Source organism: Thalassospira sp. UBA848 (assembly GCF_002295455.1).
Taxonomy (GTDB): domain Bacteria; phylum Pseudomonadota; class Alphaproteobacteria; order Rhodospirillales; family Thalassospiraceae; genus Thalassospira.
The window spans coordinates 28,227-45,688 of the sequence record NZ_DBGS01000007.1 but is presented as its reverse complement, the minus strand read 5'-3'; the positions used below and the strand labels follow the sequence as shown (position 1 = coordinate 45,688).

Here is a 17,462-nt window from a genome sequence, read left to right as displayed (position 1 = left end):
CATAGGAAACGTCGGAAATGTCACGCCCCGGACAGCCCGAAAAACACCCGGAAAGCCAGCCCAAAACGGGCCATTTTGGTTCTGACACCATCAGACGCGGCGCCCTTGCCTGCCTGCCGCTTTTGCCCAGCACCATCATCTTTGGTGCGGTGCTTGGCGTTCTGGCCGCACAGCGCGGATTGTCGCTTGGCGAACTTTTATTCATGAGCCTGGCTGTGTTTGCCGGATCGGCACAGTTCGTGTCGGTCGATCTGTGGCGCGAAACCATACCGAGTGCCACCATCATCATCGCAACCGCGGTGATTAATATGCGCTATATCCTGATCGGTGCATCCTTGCGCCCCGTGTTTCGCGGTCGCCCGCTCTGGGTCAAGGTGACCGGCATGCATATGGTCGCCGATGAAAACTGGGCCGTGTCGATGACCCAAAAGGACCTTGCCAATCCAGGCTTCTTGCTGGGCGGCGGGATGTTCCTTGGTGTGGTCTGGGCGACGGGCAATACGGTTGGTTACCTGCTTGGCGGCGGCATTCCTGACCCGGAAGTCTATGCGCTTGATTTCGCGTTCACTGCCGTGTTTGCCGCACTCACCATTGGCATGTGGAAGGGGCGCGTTGACCTTTTGCCTTGGATTGCAGCGGCCATCGGATCCGTGATTGGTCATTTCACCTTGCCCGGAACCTGGTCGATCCTGGTCGGTGCAGGTGCAGGGGTGGTTGTTGCCGCGCTGACATGGCGTGAAGACATGGATGATGACAGCCTTGAGGCCGAATTTGCCGTCGAAGGCCGCAATGCCTATAGCGCACCGGAAGGCACAAACAGCGCCACCCCCGCAGTGGAGACAGGCAAATGACCCAATTTCCCGATCTGACAAGTTTCAGTCTTGAAGCCGTTCTGACCATTCTTGGCATGGCAGCCGTGACCTATGGCATGCGTTTGGGGGGCCTTCTGATGGCGGACCGTTTGCCGCAACATGGCCGTTGGGCGCATGTGCTGGAACGCCTGCCCGGTGCCGTTTTGATTTCCGTCTGGGTACCAAGCGCCCTTTCGGCAGGTGCGATTGGCATTGCTGGTGCTGCTGCCACCGTGATTACCATGGCACTCGCGCGCAACCTGTTTGCCGCCATGGCGGTCGGAATGGTTCTGGTCGGTGTTGGCCGATATTTCATCGGCAACTAAGTTTCTGAACATGACGATTCTGTCAGCAGAAAATATGTGAATAATGGTGTGTGAGACAAATTTATTGTTGGAGCTCACATGCCATCACTCGAAGACCCTACCGACCTCATCCAGCTTGCAAGATTGGCAATTCTGCTTGGAAGATTATCTCAAACGAATAAGGCCACCGATTGGATCAGTGGCCTTATCTTAATCAGTTGCATTCTGAGCTAATTACGCAGCAATCAGGTTCTGTTCGCGAGTGGATTCGAATTTGAGGTTCGGCCAGTCGCTTTGGGTCGTATCAAGATGCCAGGCATTGCGCGCAATGAAGACCAGCGTTTCATCGTGATCTTCAAACAGCGCGGACTGGTTGGTATCGCGGAACTTCTTGATTTCCGCCGGATCGCCAACCACCCAACGCGCGGCATAGGCCGGGGTCGGTTCGAAATGCACCTTGATGCCGTATTCAGCCGCGATGCGTTCTTTGAGAACCTCGAACTGAAGCTGCCCAACCACACCCACGATCCAGTCTGCACCCATCATCGGTTTGAAGACCTGTGAGGCGCCCTCTTCGGCGAGCTGTTCAAGCGCGCGCTGAAGGTGCTTGCCCTTGAGCGGGTCATCCAGACGGACTTTCTGCAGCAATTCCGGGGCAAAGGCCGGAACACCGCGGAAGCGAAGCTCTTCGCCCTCGGTCAGGGTATCGCCGATACGAAGCGTCCCGTGGTTGGGAATGCCGATGATATCACCCGGCCAGGCTTCTTCGGCAATGTCACGCTCGTTGGCAAAGAACAGCATCGGGTTATGCACCGCCATCTGTTTGCCGGCACGGACATGCTTGAGCTTCATGCCGCGTTTGAAGTGGCCAGAGCACAGACGAATAAACGCAATGCGGTCACGATGGTTCGGGTCGATGTTGGCCTGTACCTTGAAAACAAAGCCCGCCACCTTTGGTTCAATCGCTTCGACCAGACGCGTTGCCGCCTCTTGCGGGCGCGGGGTCGGTGCAATTTCGCCAATGCCGCGCAACAATTCACGCACGCCAAAGTTATTGACGGCCGACCCAAAGAAGACCGGCGTCAGATGCCCTTCGCGATAGCTCTGCAAGTCAAATGGCGGGCACATTTCGCGCACCATTTCGACTTCCTCGCGCAGCTTTTCCAGAAGATAGTCCGGGATCAGTTCATCAAGCTTTGGATCATCAAGACCCTTGATCGGAATGGCTTCCTTGACGACATTGCCGCCTTTTTCCATGAACAGAAGCTGATCATTGACCAGATCGTAACAGCCATGGAAATCACGGCCCGACCCGATTGGCCAGGTTACCGGCGAGACATCAAGGGCGAGATCCTGTTCGATCTGATCAATCAGTTCGAATGAATCACGGGCTTCGCGGTCAAGCTTGTTAACGAACGTCGTGATCGGCACATCACGCAGACGGCAGACCTCAAACAGCTTGCGGGTCTGGGACTCGATGCCCTTCGCACCGTCAATCACCATGACGGCGGAATCAACTGCGGTCAGCACGCGATAGGTATCTTCAGAAAAGTCTTCGTGGCCCGGCGTATCAAGCAGGTTGAAGATGTTCTTTTCAAACTCGAAGGTCATCACAGCCGAAGACACGGAAATACCGCGGTCCTGTTCGATCTTCATGAAGTCCGAACGGGCACCCTTCTGTTCCTTTTTCGCCTTCACCGCACCGGCCATCTGAATGGCACCCCCGAACAGCAGCAGCTTTTCGGTCAGGGTCGTTTTACCCGCATCCGGGTGGGCAATGATGGCGAAGGTACGGCGGCGCGATACCTGCTGGTCAATCATCGACATGGTTATCAACTTTAATCCGATATGAATTTCTTGGCGCGCAATGTAGCGATTTTTAACGGTATTGCCACCGTGAAATCATCATATCGGACATGAAGCGGACGGTTTAACTCAGCCAAGCTTGCGAAATGATGCCGATTGCGAACGAACCGACCAGCGCATAGACCAGATAAAGCGCAAAGACCGGTTTTTTCACCAGCGCAAAGACCGCAATCGCCGCCGGGATGGATGACACACCACCGGCCACCAGAAATGCCATCGCCGCACCCGATTGCATGCCCTGCGCAATCAGGCCTTCCATGATCGGAAGCGCAGCATACCCGTTCAAATAGGCAGGAACCCCGACAAGGGTGGCAATCGCAATCGGTGCCAGCCCGTCCCCACCAAGCAATCCACTTACACTTTCGGCCGGGACATAAGCAACCATGATGCTTTCCAGCAGGAAGGCAAACGCCAGCCATTTCCCCAGAAAGATCATGTTCGACACAGCGGACGTGCGGAACTTTTTGATCCGTTCGCCATCCTGCCAGAACTTCCAGAAAACGGCCTTGTGGGAGCGCACCTTGGCACCACCGCAGCCGCCATTGCCAACGCCGTCGCGTAGTGGATCAGACAGAAAACCCCGCGCACCCAACCACATGGTGACAAAACCACCCATCAGACCAAGGGCAATCGCCGAAATCATCTTGATCACGGCAAAATCAGTGCCGAGCGTCCCCATAGTTAGAACAAACATCGCCGGATCGATCACCGGACTTGCCAGCCAGAATGCCATGACCGGGGCCAGCGGAACGCCCATGGCAAGCAGGGCCGCAATCAGCGGGATCACCCCGCAAGAGCAAAATGGCGACAGCGCACCAAAGGCCGCAGCGGTAAAGACCATGCGTACCGGGCGCCCGGCAAAGGCGCGTGAAATCAGGTTATCGGCCCCGGTTGCCGTGGCATAAGCAGCAATCCCGATCGAAAGAACAAGGAACGGCGCAGTTTCGGCAAAGGAATTGGCCGTGAACAGCACGCTTGGCACAACTTGCGGCGCGTCCAAGATAAAGATCGTGGCAAGGATGATGCAGGCGCCCAGCAATACACGATCAATCTGTCGTGCAGATGACCCAAAGCGGCGCAATTGAACTGTCAGGGCAGTCATATCTATATCCCTAGAAAATTAGTTTCTTTAATCCAAAAAAAACGCGCCGCTTAGTCGGCGGTTTCCTGTTCCCGTTCGGCATCAAGATCAACGCCGCTGCAGCATTCGTCCGCGATAAAGCCGACCAGATCACGCATCACATCAAAATCCGCCCGATTGCGGGTTTCACGGCCTTGCTTTTCCTGCTTGACCAGACCGGCTTGAACCAAAGTCCCCAGATGATGGGAAAGGGTCGAGGCCGGAAGTCCAACCAGCCGTCCGATATAGCCAATATTAAGCCCGTCATCGCCTGCCTTTACCAACAGGCGATAGATTTTCAGACGGGCTTCGTGGCCCAAGGCGGCAAAGGCCGGTGCAACTGTTTGTTCGCTCATGGCGCTATTATAACTATATTTCTAGTTATTTAAACTTATTTTTTTGATCGAACCTACCTTACTGTTTCAAATTACTTTTTTGCTCTCACGCATAACAGTCCGCATCACTGAAATACAAATGTCACTTGCCAGAACGCCCATATGTCGATATTTCCCGACATATGGAAACAAAACACGCAATCAGCGCCCTTGGCGCCCTGGCACAGGAACACAGACTGGCGGCTTTCCGGTTGCTGGTCCGGGCGGGGAATGACGGCATTGCCGCGGGCGAACTGGCCCGGCAGATATCCATTCCGCACAATACCATGTCATCGCATCTGACCACGCTTAGTCAGGCGGGTCTGATCACAAGCACACGCGAAGGCCGGTCGATTATTTACCGGATTGTGCCAGATGCGATGCGCGATCTTTTGGGGTTCCTTGCCGATGATTGCTGCCAAGGACACCCCGAACTGTGCGGGTTGCCAAGCCGTTCTGCCACCAACACTGACAAAGGATGCTGCTAGATGGGTATTTTCGAACGTTTTCTGACCATCTGGGTCGCTGCAAGCATCATTGTCGGCATCATCCTTGGCGAACTGTTCCCCGATATGTTTCAGGCGATTGGCAACCTGACCGCCTATGAGATCAATCTGCCGGTCACGGTTCTGATCTGGCTCATGATCGTGCCGATGTTGATGAAGGTTGATTTTGGCGCCCTGCATGAAGTCGGACGCCAATGGCGCGGGATTGGCGTAACACTTGGTGTGAACTGGCTGATCAAGCCGTTTACCATGGCAGCCCTTGGCTGGTTGTTTATCGGCTTTCTATTCCGCCCGCTTTTGCCGGAAGCACAGATTGAAAGCTATATCGCCGGTCTGATCCTGTTGGGGGCAGCCCCCTGTACAGCAATGGTGTTTGTCTGGTCGCACCTGACCAAGGGGGATGCAAACTTTACGCTGACCCAGGTGGCACTCAATGACACGATCATGATCTTTGCCTTTGCGCCGATTGTGGCCCTGTTGCTGGGCATTTCGGCGATCACTATTCCGTGGGAAACGCTGACCATTTCGGTTGTGGCGTTTATCGTTATTCCGGTGATTGCCGGGCAGATCATCCGAAACCGCGTCATGAAAGGCGGGGTCGCGGCATTCAACAGCTTTGATGCCAAGCTTAAACCCGTATCGATGATTGCGTTGCTCAGCACGCTGGTTCTGCTGTTTGCCTTTCAGGGGCAACAGATCCTTGCCCAACCGATGATCATTGCTCTTCTCGCGGTGCCGATCATTTTGCAGACCTATTTCATCGCCGCCATTGCCTATGTCGCCAACAAGGTGCTGGGCGTGGAGCATAAAATCGCTGCACCGTCTTCGATGATCGGGGCCTCGAACTTCTTTGAACTGGCTGTGGCGACGGCCATCGGGCTGTTTGGCTTTTCATCGGGTGCGGCCCTTGCCACCGTTGTTGGTGTGCTGGTCGAAGTACCCGTGATGCTGTCGCTCGTCGCGATTGCCAACCGCACCCGCGGCTGGTTCACCCCATCAAAAATTGCAAACTAACGGAGCCCTGAAATGAGCCGTAAAATTCGCGTTGGCATCAATGGTTTTGGCCGCATGGGGCGCCTGGTTCTGCGCGCTGGATGGGGACACCCGAACCTTGAATTTGTTCACATCAATGAAATCAAGGGCGGCGCGGTCACCGCAGCCCACTTGCTGGAATTTGATTCGGTCCATGGCCGCTGGGGCAATGGTGTAGCCTGCATTGATGATCACGTGGTGATCGATCAGACCCACAAGATCAGCTTTAGCGAGAATACCACCCCCGGCGAGACCGATTGGGTCGGCATGGGATGTGACATTGTTCTGGAATGCACCGGCAAGTTCAAAACGCCCGAAACATTGCAGCCCTATTTCGATCAGGGGGTCAAAAAGGTCATCGTCGCCGCCCCGGTCAAGGACGGCGCGCTTAACATCGTTTACGGCGTGAATGATGATCTTTATGACCCAACACAGCACCACCTTCTGACGGCGGCGAGTTGCACGACCAACTGTCTTGCCCCAGTGGTCAAGGTCATGCATGAAAAGCTTGGCATCGTGCATGGATCGATCACCACCATTCATGATGTGACCAACACCCAGACGATTGTCGATCTGCCGCACAAGGATTTGCGCCGCGCACGGTCCTGCCTGCAATCGCTGATCCCGACCAGTACGGGCTCTGCCACCGCGATCACGATGATTTACCCGGAACTAAAGGGCAAACTGAACGGCATTGCCGTGCGCGTTCCGCTGCTGAATGCGTCGCTGACCGATTGCGTGTTCGAAGTGGCCGGGGATACCGATGTCGAAACCGTCAATCGCCTGATGCAAGAGGCATCGGAAACGTACCTTTCGGGTATTCTTGGCTATGAAGAACGCCCGCTGGTGAGTGCCGATTATCTTAATGACAGCCGATCTTCGATCATTGATGCCGGATCGACCATGGTGATCGACAAGCGTCAGGTCAAAATTCTGGCCTGGTATGACAATGAATGGGGATATGTCTGCCGCATGGCGGATTTGACCGTCAAAGTCGCGCAACATCTTTTGGGGAACTAGCAAAGATGTCAGCCGCAATCCGCAATTATGCGCTGGTCACCGGGGCCTATTGGGGCTTTACCCTGACCGACGGGGCGCTTCGCATGTTGGTGCTGTTGCATTTTCATGCGCTGGGTTATTCGGCGTTTGAAATCGCACTTCTGTTCATCCTTTACGAAGTGGCCGGGATCGTCACCAATCTGGTCGGTGGATGGCTGGCCCAGGCGCGCGGGTTGCGCTTTACCCTGTTTGCCGGGCTGGCATTACAAATCGCTTCGCTAACCGCCCTGTCATTTACCAATCCCGATTGGCTCCCCGCGATTTCGGTGGCCTATGTCATGGGGCTTCAGGCTGCATCAGGTGTTGCCAAGGACCTGACCAAAATGTCGAGCAAATCGGTAATCAAGGTTCTGGTACCTGCTGATGCTGACGGTGCGCTTTTCCGTTGGGTCGCGCTTTTGACCGGATCGAAGAACGCGCTTAAGGGCGTGGGCTTTTTCATGGGTGGCGCGTTGCTGTCCTGGCTTGGTTTTTCAGGTGCACTTTTGGCAATGGCGGCGGGTCTTGCGCTTACCCTGATTGCGGTTGCCATATCGCTCGGATCGGCAATGGCGGGTCCGGCCGGGGTCATAAAGCCGAAATTCCGCGATGTCTTTTCGCGTGACCGCAAAATCAATGTTCTATCGGCAGCAAGGCTGTTTTTGTTCGGATCGCGCGATATCTGGTTTGTCGTCGGGTTGCCGGTGTTTCTGGCATCCGAGCTTGGCTGGAACCATATCGAAGTCGGCAGCTACATGGCGCTTTGGGTGATCGGATATGGCTTTATTCAGGCCCTTGCCCCCAAGGTGTTGCGCGCCAAAACCAGCGAGCCCGACGGCAGAACTGCGCAAATCTGGATTGCAGTCCTGATTGCCGTATCGGCGGCAATTGCCGCCGCCATCACACATGATATCGCCCCCGAACTTGCGGTTCTGGGCGGATTGCTGGTGTTCGGGATTGTCTTTGCGATCAATTCATCGCTGCATTCCTACCTGATTCTGGCCTATGCCGAGGGCGACAAGGTCGCGATGAATGTCGGGTTCTATTATATGTCGAATGCCATCGGGCGTTTGACCGGCACGGTGCTTTCCGGGGTGGCCTATCTTTATGGCGGGTTGGTCGGATGCCTTGTGACATCAATCGCGTTTTTAACCCTTGCCTGGGTGATCAGTGCCGCACTGCCATCGCGTTCCGGCGCATCAACGCAGAGTTGATGGGAAAAATTTCTTTCGCAGATGCGGGATAAATATCTGAAAAGACTCACAATCCTGTTTCATGAAAATTTAATCGCGCAAAAACCCGTGACAAGACACAGCATATAGGGGTACGATTCCAATCAACGGTCAATAACTGGACCGCAGGAGGGGTTCCCGAGTGCCGCGAAAAAGCGTCTTAAAACGAGAATTTTCGCCCCCCGGATCGCACATGCAACATGCTGTGACCGGCGGAAACTCCTACCGCCACTTCCATCGCAAGATGAAAATTGAATGCGCGCCTTTCCATGACGGAATGGCGCGTTTTGCTTTTTTGGCAACTTTGTTGAGGTGATCGTCATGGGTAAGCGCGCAGCACGTCGTCGTAACCGTCCGCAACAGCCTAATACCAATGTTCATGAGCTGTTTGATGAAAAGAATGCCGATTGGCATCCGCTTGGCGAACCAGAACAGAAAGGACAACGCGATCAAAGCTACCGCCGCAACATCCGCCCGAAAAGTGAGAACCAGGCAGCCCTGATGGATGCCATCGACAATTTCAATCTGGTCATGGCACTTGGCCCGGCGGGGACCGGCAAGACTTATATCGCGGTCTCCAAGGCGGTTGAGGCGCTTGATAACGGCGATATCGCCCGCATTGTACTGGCCCGCCCTGCTGTCGAAGCCGGGGAAAATATCGGCTTCCTTCCCGGTGATGTCGAAGCCAAAATGGCCCCCTACCTTCGCCCGCTTTATGATGCGCTGAATGATCGTCTTGGGGCCAAGCGCCTTAAGACTTATATCTCAGACGGCACGATCGAGATTGCACCGATTGGCTATATGCGGGGTCGTACACTCAACAACGCCTTTGTCGTCATCGACGAAGCACAGAACTGCACCTATGGGCAGCTCAAGATGCTGGTCACCCGTCTTGGCTGGAACTCCACCATGATCCTGACCGGCGACCCGGATCAGACCGACCTTCTGCCGGAAATGTCGGGCTTGTCCGAAATGTCTGATCGCCTTCGCAATGTTGATGACATTGCCTGCGTCCAGTTGCGCGACAAGGACATTGTCCGTCATCCGCTGGTCGCAAGCATGCTGACCGTTCTCTAAGGTTTCAACACGGCAAACTGCAAAAACACTGCATAAAACAAAGGCGGGCCCGAAAGGGTCCGCCATTTTTTATGACTGCTTTCAAAACCAAGCGACGGGGTTGTCGCCCGGTGGCGCTTAGCGCCCCATGGCCGCGACTTCACCGCCACTGTTGGAAACCGGGATATCATGCTGCCCGGCACGCTTGGCGCGGCCGGTGTGCCAGAATTCAGGATCTTCGGTATAGCCGCTGAATTCATCAAGGTGGATGTCTTCGGGCGGTTCGGGATGGATGGTGATATCAAGATCCGGATATTCCGCACGGATGCTGTCCATCACCTGATGGCAAATGGTGTGTGATTCGCGCATCAACATGCCACCATCCATGATCAGCTCGATCTCGGCAAAGCGATGTACACCCGATGAACGGGTCCGTAGCCGATGAATACCGATGACATCGGGATTTTTCATCGTCAGTTCGATGATGCGCTGGCTGTCAGATTCGGGAAGTTCCGCATCCATCAGAACCCCGACCGAGGAGCGCCCGACCTTGATCGCGGAATACAGCAGGAAGATCGCAACCATCCCGCCAATCGCCGGATCGGCCCAGGCCAGCCCGGACATACCGCCAAACAGCGCAATCATGACCGCAAGATTGGACAAGATATCGCTGCTGTAATGAAGCGAATCCGCCTCGACCGCAGCAGAGCCGGAAATACGGACCGCCTTGCGTTGAAGCAGAACCAAACCAACTGTCATGACCAGCGACACACCCATGATCCACAGGCCTTCAACGGCAAAGGATATCTGTTTGGGTTCATTAAGGCGTGATGCGGCCTCGGCCAGCACCAGAACAGCCGCACCAATCATGAAGGCGGACTGGAACAGACCGGCCAATGGTTCTGCCTTGCCATGGCCAAAGCGATGATCGTAATCCGCCGGACGCCAAGCCGAACGCACAGCCATGAAGTTGATCACAGATGTGCCAACATCAAGCATGCTATCAATCATCGAGGACAGAAGACTTACGGAATCGGTCAGAAACCAGCCGACAGCCTTGATCAGGATCAGTGTCGCAGCAATAACAATGGAGGCCGTCGTCGCACGACGTGCCCACATTTCTTTTTGTGCGATGTCAATGACGGGACATTGACTCATGGGTTGTTGACCTCTGGCCTACCAATGTGCTGGCTGATCACGGTTTTATAGCCTGTTTGGGTACAATATGTAACGACTATTGCCATATTTTCGCCCGCCATTGTGCAGCAAATAGCGCATATTTGATATTCCGCAAGGTTTCCAAGCCTTTTTAAAGGGATTATATGTCGCATCCGGGCGCATAAGAGATAACCTCAGGCCTGCTAGGGACGAGACACGCGAACATGATTGTAGAAATCGGACATTACGCCCTGATACTGTCACTTGTGATGGCAGTGGCCCAATCCACGATTCCGTTTTTGGCGGCGTCCCGTCGCGATGCGGCGCTTCTGAATGTTGCACCCCGCTTGGCGATTGCGTGTTTTGCATTGGTTGCGACAAGTTTCCTCGCGCTTACGTATGCCTATGTCAGTTCGGATTTCTCTGTCGTGAACGTTCTGGCCAACAGCCACACATCCAAACCGATGATTTATAAAATCACCGGTGTCTGGGCCAATCACGAAGGATCGATGCTGCTTTGGGTGCTGATCCTGACCCTGTTTGGTGGTGCGGTTGCAGCATTTGGTCGTAATCTTCCGCCGACCTTGCTGGCCCGTGTGCTTGGTGTCATGGGGCTGATCGGGGTTGGCTTTATTCTGTTTATCGTTCTGACCTCCAACCCGTTTGAGCGCGTCTTGAACCCGCCGCTTGACGGGGAGGGCATGAACCCCCTTTTGCAGGACCCGGGCATCGCCATCCATCCGCCATTCCTGTATCTCGGCTATGTTGGCTTTTCTGTCGCCTTTGCATTTGCGGTTGCCGCCCTGATCGAAGGCCGGGTTGATCCGGCCTGGGCACGCTGGGTGCGGCCATGGACTCTGGCCGCTTGGGTCTTTTTGACCGCCGGAATCGGACTTGGGTCCTGGTGGGCCTATTACGAGCTTGGCTGGGGCGGCTGGTGGTTCTGGGACCCGGTCGAAAACGCATCTTTCATGCCCTGGCTTGCCGGCACAGCGCTTTTGCATTCGGCCATCGTGGTGGAAAAGCGCGACGCGCTGAAAAGCTGGACCATCTTTCTGGCGATTCTGGCCTTTTCCTTTTCGCTTCTGGGCACCTTCCTTGTGCGTTCGGGCGCGCTGACATCCGTGCATGCCTTTGCCACAGACCCGACCCGCGGGGTGTTTATCCTGTTCCTGCTGTGCCTCACAGTCGGTGGGTCGCTATCGCTTTATGCGTGGCGCGCGCCTTCATTGAAAGGCGGCGGATTGTTCCAGCCGATTTCGCGCGAAGGGGCACTTGTCTTCAACAATGTGCTGTTATCGATCGCGGCTGCGATGGTTTTGCTGGGAACACTTTACCCGCTGTTGCTTGAAACCCTGACCGGCGAAAAAATCTCTGTTGGGGCACCGTTCTTTAACGCGACCTTTGTCCCGATCATGACCCCGGTAATTGTTGCCATGGCATTCGGCCCGATGATGCCGTGGAAACGTGCCGACCTGATGGGTGTGTTTAACAAGCTCAGAATTGCGCTGGCTGCGACCGCCGTGGTCGTGCTGGTAACGCTCTGGCTGGCGGGTGGCCCTGCCATCGCCCTGTTTGGTATGGGCCTGGCGGCGTGGTTGTTTGTCGGATCGATCCTTGAATGGGCAGGCCGGATCAAACTGTTCCGCGAACCGCTCAGCACCAGTTGGCGACGCATGTGCAACCTGCCGCGTTCAGCCCATGGCACGATGTTGGCCCATGCCGGTGTGGCGATTGTCGTCGCCGGGATCACCGGCTCACAGGCCTGGACCGAGGAAGCCGTGCAGTCGTTGGCGGTTGGCGAAAGTACCGAGCTTGCCGGACACACCTTTATCCTGTCTGACATCCGCGAATATCAGGGACCGAACTATGCAGCCCGCGAAGCGGAAATCACCATTACCACACCGGGTGAGCGCACCGTCACCCTGACGCCGGAAAAACGCATCTATACGGTTGAAGGCATGCCAACCACCGAGGCGGGCATCCGGTCAAGCTTCACCGGCGATATCTATGCCGTGATCGGGGATCAGGATGAAAGCGGCAAGTGGATCACACGGTTCTATGTCAAACCGATGATCCCGTGGATGTGGTTTGGTGGCATTGTCATGGTATTTGGCGGTTTGATGTCATTATCTGATCGTCGCTATCGCATTGGCGCCCCCACCCGATCGCACAAAAGCACCGCCAAAGCGGTTCCCGCAGAATAAAAGCCCAGGAACAGGATACGCATAATGACCATCTGGATTGTTCTTGGCGCGATAACCCTGCTGCTTGCGGGGTTCATTTTGTGGCCGATCTTCCAAAACAGCCGGACCGAAACCACCGATACGGATGGCGAAACACCAGCATCCGCAAAGAGCGATGAGGATGGCAGCCCGGAGAACGAACTTTCGCGTGATCTTGCGGTCTATCGCGACCAGCTCTCCGAAATTGACCGTGACATCGAACGCGGCGTGCTGAGCACAGAGCAGGCCACGGCAGCACGTATCGAGGTCCAGCGCCGTATTCTGGCTGCTGACCAGCGTATCAAGCAGCAACAAGCGGATGGTTCTGAAACACACATCGCATCGAACCGTTCACCAACGCGCGCCATTGCCGCAGGTTTCATCGTATTGTTCATTGCCGGCGGCATTGGGCTTTATCTGGATCTGGGGAGCCCGACCATGCCGGATCGGCCGATCGCCAGCCGTACCGATGAAATCAATGCCTTGCGCATGGCGCAAAGTGCTGATGAGGACCGCCAGTCGGTTTTGAATCGTGCCGTCAGCGACCTGTCGCAGAAACTGCTGGAAGACCCGGATGATTTGCGCGCATGGGAATTGCTTGGTGCCAGCCTCATGGCGCTTGGTCGCCCGCAAGAAGCCCAGACCGCATTCCTTGAGGCCGTCAAACGGTCCGGACGCAATGGCGATTATCTTGCCATGTATGCCGAAAGCCTTGTGCGCGGCAATAATGGTCAAATCAATGCAACCGCCCGTGGCGTGTTGCGTGAAGCCGAAAAAACCGACAGCACTGATCCACGCATTCAGTTCTACCTTGGCCTTGCCGATGCGCAGGAAGGCAATGTCGGAGCCGCTGTTGATCGCTGGATCGCCCTTGCCAACAATGCACCTGCTGATGCGCCGTGGCTGCAAATGGTGGTGGGGCAGATCAACGAAGCTGCCCTTGCGCAAGGGATCGACATTGAAGGACGCCTGAACCTTGCCGAGAACACACAACCCGGCCCAAGTCAGGCTGACATCGCCGCCGCCGAAGAACTCACGCCCGAACAACGTCAGGAAATGGTGATGTCAATGGTCAATGGTTTGGCCGAACGTCTTGAGACAGAGCCAAACGACCCGGACGGCTGGGCCCGCCTGATGCAGGCCTATATGGTGCTGGGCCAGGAAGACGATGCCAAAGCCGCCTATGAGAAGGTCGGCAAGGTATTTGCCCAACAGCCCGAACTGCTGACCCGATTCGACTCGTTGGCTCGTGAGATCGGTATTGCAGCGAACTGAGCTGTCGCTTCTCAACGATAACGCAAAAGAAAAATAGTTCGCGGCAGGCCCTTTTTACTGCACTTTTGGGCCATTATATCTCATACGTACGAATAATATCTGCAACTTTACTGAAGTCTTATTGAATTGATGTTCGTGCTGGGGTATGAGAATAAGACTTAAGGATATATGAGTAAATAATCATATACCTAGTCTTAGAGAATACTTACCGATGGCGGGGGCCATCTTTTCTTTAGGATCAATTGACTAACAGGCTCACGAAATAAAAAAAACAGGGCTGGCCGGGCTTTCTGGGAGGTCACCCGTAAGGATAGCGGATCAACATGCCGGATCATAGAAATGGCACAACAAACAACCTGTTGTTGATCGAGGACAATCCAGGTGACGCGCGCCTTGTGCGTGAAGCACTTAGAGAATTCAAACAACCGGTTGAGCTGCATCATGTAAAAGATGCAATGGCTGCCCTGCAGTTCTTGCAGCAGGACGGCCCCTATCGCAATTCGCCGCGCCCGCGTCTTATCCTGTTGGATTTGAACATGCCGCGCAAAGATGGCCGCGAAATGTTGCGTGATATCCGCAATGATCCGAACTGTGCATCCATTCCCGTGATTGTCCTGACCACATCCGGTGCCGAGCATGACGTCGATCTCTGTTATGCGGCCGGTGCGAACTGTTATTTGCGTAAGCCGGTTGATGTGACAGAATTCATTGATCTGATGAAAATGATCGAATCTTTCTGGCTGGGGCTGGCGTTAACGCCCACGCCGTAACCTTCTGCCAGCGAGACTGCCGTGTCCCGCCCGACATCCGCGCTTTTCAAATCCCTTTATGTCCCAACGAGTTTGCGGATCGCGCTGCGTGAATTGCGCAAGCCTGGTGCAGGCATCATCGTCCTGTTTGCAACCCTTGTCTTTGCCGTGACCATTCTGGTCCTGACCGTCAGCCTGACCCAATCAGCTCGCGATGGATTGCGTCAATCTGCTCAACAGACCATAGGCGGCGACATATCATTACGTTTGTTTCATCGTGCGCCAACAACTGATGAAAAAGCGTTTCTTGAGACGCTTGGCACCCTCGGCGTCAGCATAGAACAACGCGTAATGATCCGGCCTTCAAATGATCAGCCACCGGTTCTGTCCGAATTAAAGGCGGTGGACGCAACCTACCCGCTGTTTGGCAATTTGGGGCTATCGCCCGACATCCCCCTTCGCGATGCGATAAAAAACAAAGACGGCCTGCCCGGGATCGTCGTTGGCCCGGAACTGCTCGAGGACAGCGGACTTGCGATTGGCGACAAGCTTGATCTCGGAGGACGCAGTTACCAAATCCGCGCAAGCATCGCGGCGGAACCTGAACGAAAATTCAGGCTGTTTTCACTGGGTCCAAGGGTCATCGTCGCACTGGAGCACTATCGCGAAAGCCCCCTTCTGGCGCCTGGCAAGCAGGTCTATTGGTATTTGCGCCTCAAACTTCCGCAAGACAGCCGCCAAACACCCCAGCAAGTCATTGCCGACATTGAAATCAGGTTTCCCGACAGTGGTTGGCGGATCGTCAATGCTGCGGATGGCGTACCGGGTCTTGAGCGCATCGGTGATTTCGCATCGGCCTTTGTCAGCCTGATCGGCATCGCAATTTTTGCCATTGCGACAAGTGCAATCCGTAATGCCCTGCGCGCTGATCTTGCGGCAAGGCGTTCGCGATTTGCCACGCTACGCAGTCTGGGTGCGCGTTCGCACGACATCGCATGCAGCGTCATATGGCAGCTTGGACTTGTCACCTTTGTCGCCATCCTGATTGCGGCAATCCTAACCATGCTCATCGGCACGGCGATTGGCCCATTGATCGGTGAGACTCTTGGTTTTGATGTTCACGCCGATTTCAAAGATGGCCCGCTGATCACCGCCTTCGTCTTCGGGTTTGTCGCACTTGTTACGATCAAGCCTGTGCGTGATGCCTGCCTGACATCCCCGGCTTGTCTGTTTCGCCATCAATCCCCAGCAGAGGCGAAACATCGGTCAACCCGACTTAGCCTTGTGCAGGTTTTGCTTGCACTTGGCCTGATTGCCATCGCCAGTGCCCTGATTGATCTGGGTTGGGTCGCCCTTGTTTTGCTGGGGGTTTTGATCACCTGTCAGGGGCTATTTGTCCTGCTTGGTCGGGCGGTCCGCCTGCTGGCAGGAAAGTTTGCAACAATACGCATGCTCTCTCCTACGTTGCGTCTGGCGCTGCGTAACATCTCCCGGCCCTCTGCCCCGACTGTAACCATCACGGCATCATTCGGGCTAGCCGTGACTTGTTTGTGCGCTGTCCTGTTATTTGGGGCGCTGGCAGGGCAACACCTTAAATCTGTTTTGCCAACGCAAACGCCTGATGTGGTGTTTTTCGATATTCCACCGACTGAACAAGACGCCGTTCGCACCAGTATCGAGAACAATGAAGCCGTGACCTCCGTCATCCAAATGCCGTTCCTGCATGGCCGGGTGACACACCTCAATGGCCGACCACTGACCCACGCAGATGTGCCGCGCCGCTATCACTGGTTCTTGCGGGGGGACCGAGGCATGTCATGGACTGATCAGCCGACATCGGACATGCGCCAGAACCCGATTAAGACAGGACACTGGTGGAAGCCCGACAGCCTCAATGAGAACCTGGTTTCGCTTGATGCCGGGGCGGCAAGGGCCATCGGCATCACCCTTGGAGATCAGCTGACCCTGAACATCCTTGGACAATCGCATGTGGTGGAAGTCGCCAATTTACGCCAGATCGACTGGACCCGACTTGGGCTTGATTTTCCAATTGTACTCTCACCGATGGATCCCGCCTTTGATCATGGGGTGATCAGTGCGATTGACCTGAAAGAAGGTGTCGGCACAAAGGCGGCAATTACACCCACTTTGGATACCTACCCCGATATTCCGGTCATTTTCATCAATCAGGTACTTTTGAAACTTACCCGTCTGTTTGATGGTGTGGTTACAGGACTGATTGGCCTGACCACCCTGGCTACGATCGGGGCGGCCTTCGTGATTGTTTGCGGGCTGATTGCACTGCGTCAGCAACAAACTGCAACGCTTGCGATGCTGCGCGCGCTGGGTCTTCGACCCGGACAAATTACCAGAACCGGGGCGCTTGAAACCGGGCTGATGGTCGCGACTGGCGGGATCCTCGGCGTCACCGTCGGAAGCACAATTGCCCTTGTCGCAGCACAGTCCATCAGCCCGATCAATTTGGGCCAGGCCGCAGATGTCGCTGGACCGATGGCGGCGATCACGTTCGGATTTATCCTGGTCACTGGGTTTGGCGGTGGCTGGATTTTACAAGCAGCAAGTCTGCGCGCCCAGTCCGGGTGGCGTGGCTAGATTGCTTGCGGCGTTGACAACAAAAAAGGCCGTCCCAGCAGGACGGCCTTTTTTTGAAATGA

At 55.2% G+C, this 17,462-nt stretch carries 15 protein-coding genes; 11 read left to right on the top strand and 4 right to left on the bottom strand.

Annotated elements, in window-relative coordinates; translation table 11 throughout:
* Positions 1–17 precede the first annotated feature (17 nt).
* Positions 18–851: an AzlC family ABC transporter permease gene (locus B2R48_RS01280; RefSeq protein WP_296996837.1), complete on the top strand. Its 834-nt coding sequence runs from the start codon at positions 18–20 to the stop codon at positions 849–851.
* Positions 848–1,177, top strand: coding sequence for an AzlD family protein (locus tag B2R48_RS01275; RefSeq protein ID WP_197146586.1), 330 nt, complete (start codon positions 848–850; stop codon positions 1,175–1,177). Before B2R48_RS01280 ends, B2R48_RS01275 begins: the two co-directional genes overlap by 4 nt.
* Positions 1,178–1,390: 213 nt before the next feature.
* On the opposite strand, the gene B2R48_RS01270 is transcribed toward B2R48_RS01275, so the two are convergent.
* The 3 genes from B2R48_RS01270 to B2R48_RS01260 all read right to left on the bottom strand — a co-directional run bounded on the left by B2R48_RS01270 (position 1,391) and on the right by B2R48_RS01260 (position 4,498).
* Positions 1,391–2,983: a peptide chain release factor 3 gene (locus tag B2R48_RS01270; RefSeq protein WP_296996835.1), complete on the bottom strand. Its 1,593-nt coding sequence runs from the start codon at positions 2,981–2,983 to the stop codon at positions 1,391–1,393.
* Positions 2,984–3,086: 103 nt separating this feature from the next.
* Positions 3,087–4,124 (bottom strand): permease, encoded by a 1,038-nt coding sequence (locus B2R48_RS01265; RefSeq protein WP_296996832.1) that lies wholly within the window; start codon positions 4,122–4,124, stop codon positions 3,087–3,089.
* A 50-nt stretch (positions 4,125–4,174) separates the two neighbouring features.
* Positions 4,175–4,498: an ArsR/SmtB family transcription factor gene (locus B2R48_RS01260; RefSeq protein WP_296996828.1), complete on the bottom strand. Its 324-nt coding sequence runs from the start codon at positions 4,496–4,498 to the stop codon at positions 4,175–4,177.
* Positions 4,499–4,659: 161 nt separating this feature from the next.
* On the opposite strand from B2R48_RS01260, the gene B2R48_RS01255 reads away from it, so the two are divergent.
* From B2R48_RS01255 to B2R48_RS01235, 5 genes are all read left to right on the top strand, one after another.
* Complete coding sequence (locus B2R48_RS01255; protein WP_062955989.1) at positions 4,660–5,004, top strand: ArsR/SmtB family transcription factor; 345 nt, start codon at positions 4,660–4,662, stop codon at positions 5,002–5,004.
* Positions 5,005–6,036 (top strand): ACR3 family arsenite efflux transporter, encoded by a 1,032-nt coding sequence (arsB, locus tag B2R48_RS01250; RefSeq protein WP_296996823.1) that lies wholly within the window; start codon positions 5,005–5,007, stop codon positions 6,034–6,036.
* Between the two features lie 12 nt (positions 6,037–6,048).
* Positions 6,049–7,074, top strand: a complete 1,026-nt coding sequence (locus B2R48_RS01245) for an ArsJ-associated glyceraldehyde-3-phosphate dehydrogenase (protein ID WP_296996822.1) — start codon at positions 6,049–6,051, stop codon at positions 7,072–7,074.
* A gap of 5 nt (positions 7,075–7,079) precedes the next feature.
* Positions 7,080–8,306 carry an organoarsenical effux MFS transporter ArsJ gene (arsJ, locus tag B2R48_RS01240; protein ID WP_296996820.1) on the top strand — a complete coding sequence of 409 codons (1,227 nt, stop codon included), beginning with the start codon at positions 7,080–7,082 and terminating at the stop codon, positions 8,304–8,306.
* 339 nt (positions 8,307–8,645) lie between these two features.
* Positions 8,646–9,401: a PhoH family protein gene (locus B2R48_RS01235; RefSeq protein ID WP_062955993.1), complete on the top strand. Its 756-nt coding sequence runs from the start codon at positions 8,646–8,648 to the stop codon at positions 9,399–9,401.
* 117 nt (positions 9,402–9,518) lie between these two features.
* On the opposite strand, the gene B2R48_RS01230 is transcribed toward B2R48_RS01235, so the two are convergent.
* On the bottom strand, positions 9,519–10,538 hold the full coding sequence (locus tag B2R48_RS01230; RefSeq protein WP_062955994.1) for a cation diffusion facilitator family transporter: 1,020 nt from the start codon (positions 10,536–10,538) through the stop codon (positions 9,519–9,521).
* A 224-nt stretch (positions 10,539–10,762) separates the two neighbouring features.
* Here B2R48_RS01230 and B2R48_RS01225 point away from each other — a divergent pair, with 224 nt between their 5' ends.
* The 4 genes from B2R48_RS01225 (at position 10,763) to B2R48_RS01210 (ending at position 17,400) form a co-directional block, all read left to right on the top strand.
* Complete coding sequence (locus tag B2R48_RS01225) at positions 10,763–12,745, top strand: heme lyase CcmF/NrfE family subunit (protein ID WP_213474227.1); 1,983 nt, start codon at positions 10,763–10,765, stop codon at positions 12,743–12,745.
* 24 nt (positions 12,746–12,769) lie between these two features.
* Positions 12,770–14,038 carry a c-type cytochrome biogenesis protein CcmI gene (gene ccmI / locus B2R48_RS01220; protein ID WP_296996818.1) on the top strand — a complete coding sequence of 423 codons (1,269 nt, stop codon included), beginning with the start codon at positions 12,770–12,772 and terminating at the stop codon, positions 14,036–14,038.
* 323 nt (positions 14,039–14,361) lie between these two features.
* Positions 14,362–14,808 (top strand): response regulator, encoded by a 447-nt coding sequence (locus B2R48_RS01215; RefSeq protein WP_062955997.1) that lies wholly within the window; start codon positions 14,362–14,364, stop codon positions 14,806–14,808.
* 21 nt (positions 14,809–14,829) lie between these two features.
* A complete protein-coding gene (locus B2R48_RS01210) occupies positions 14,830–17,400 on the top strand; it encodes an ABC transporter permease (RefSeq protein WP_296996815.1) in 2,571 nt (856 codons plus the stop codon).
* Positions 17,401–17,462 lie beyond the last annotated feature (62 nt).

Bases quoted from the DNA above. Each gene is read 5' to 3' on its own strand.
- arsJ (WP_296996820.1), top strand. From the start codon at position 7,080: ATGTCAGCCGCAATCCGCAATTATGCGCTGGTCACCGGGGCCTATTGG.
- B2R48_RS01275 (WP_197146586.1), top strand. From the start codon at position 848: ATGACCCAATTTCCCGATCTGACAAGTTTCAGTCTTGAAGCCGTTCTG.
- B2R48_RS01260 (WP_296996828.1), bottom strand. From the start codon at position 4,498: ATGAGCGAACAAACAGTTGCACCGGCCTTTGCCGCCTTGGGCCACGAA.
- B2R48_RS01230 (WP_062955994.1), bottom strand. From the start codon at position 10,538: ATGAGTCAATGTCCCGTCATTGACATCGCACAAAAAGAAATGTGGGCA.
- B2R48_RS01235 (WP_062955993.1), top strand. From the start codon at position 8,646: ATGGGTAAGCGCGCAGCACGTCGTCGTAACCGTCCGCAACAGCCTAAT.
- B2R48_RS01225 (WP_213474227.1), top strand. From the start codon at position 10,763: ATGATTGTAGAAATCGGACATTACGCCCTGATACTGTCACTTGTGATG.
- arsB (WP_296996823.1), top strand. From the start codon at position 5,005: ATGGGTATTTTCGAACGTTTTCTGACCATCTGGGTCGCTGCAAGCATC.
- B2R48_RS01215 (WP_062955997.1), top strand. From the start codon at position 14,362: ATGCCGGATCATAGAAATGGCACAACAAACAACCTGTTGTTGATCGAG.
- B2R48_RS01265 (WP_296996832.1), bottom strand. From the start codon at position 4,124: ATGACTGCCCTGACAGTTCAATTGCGCCGCTTTGGGTCATCTGCACGA.
- B2R48_RS01270 (WP_296996835.1), bottom strand. From the start codon at position 2,983: ATGTCGATGATTGACCAGCAGGTATCGCGCCGCCGTACCTTCGCCATC.
- B2R48_RS01245 (WP_296996822.1), top strand. From the start codon at position 6,049: ATGAGCCGTAAAATTCGCGTTGGCATCAATGGTTTTGGCCGCATGGGG.
- ccmI (WP_296996818.1), top strand. From the start codon at position 12,770: ATGACCATCTGGATTGTTCTTGGCGCGATAACCCTGCTGCTTGCGGGG.
- B2R48_RS01255 (WP_062955989.1), top strand. From the start codon at position 4,660: ATGGAAACAAAACACGCAATCAGCGCCCTTGGCGCCCTGGCACAGGAA.
- B2R48_RS01280 (WP_296996837.1), top strand. From the start codon at position 18: ATGTCACGCCCCGGACAGCCCGAAAAACACCCGGAAAGCCAGCCCAAA.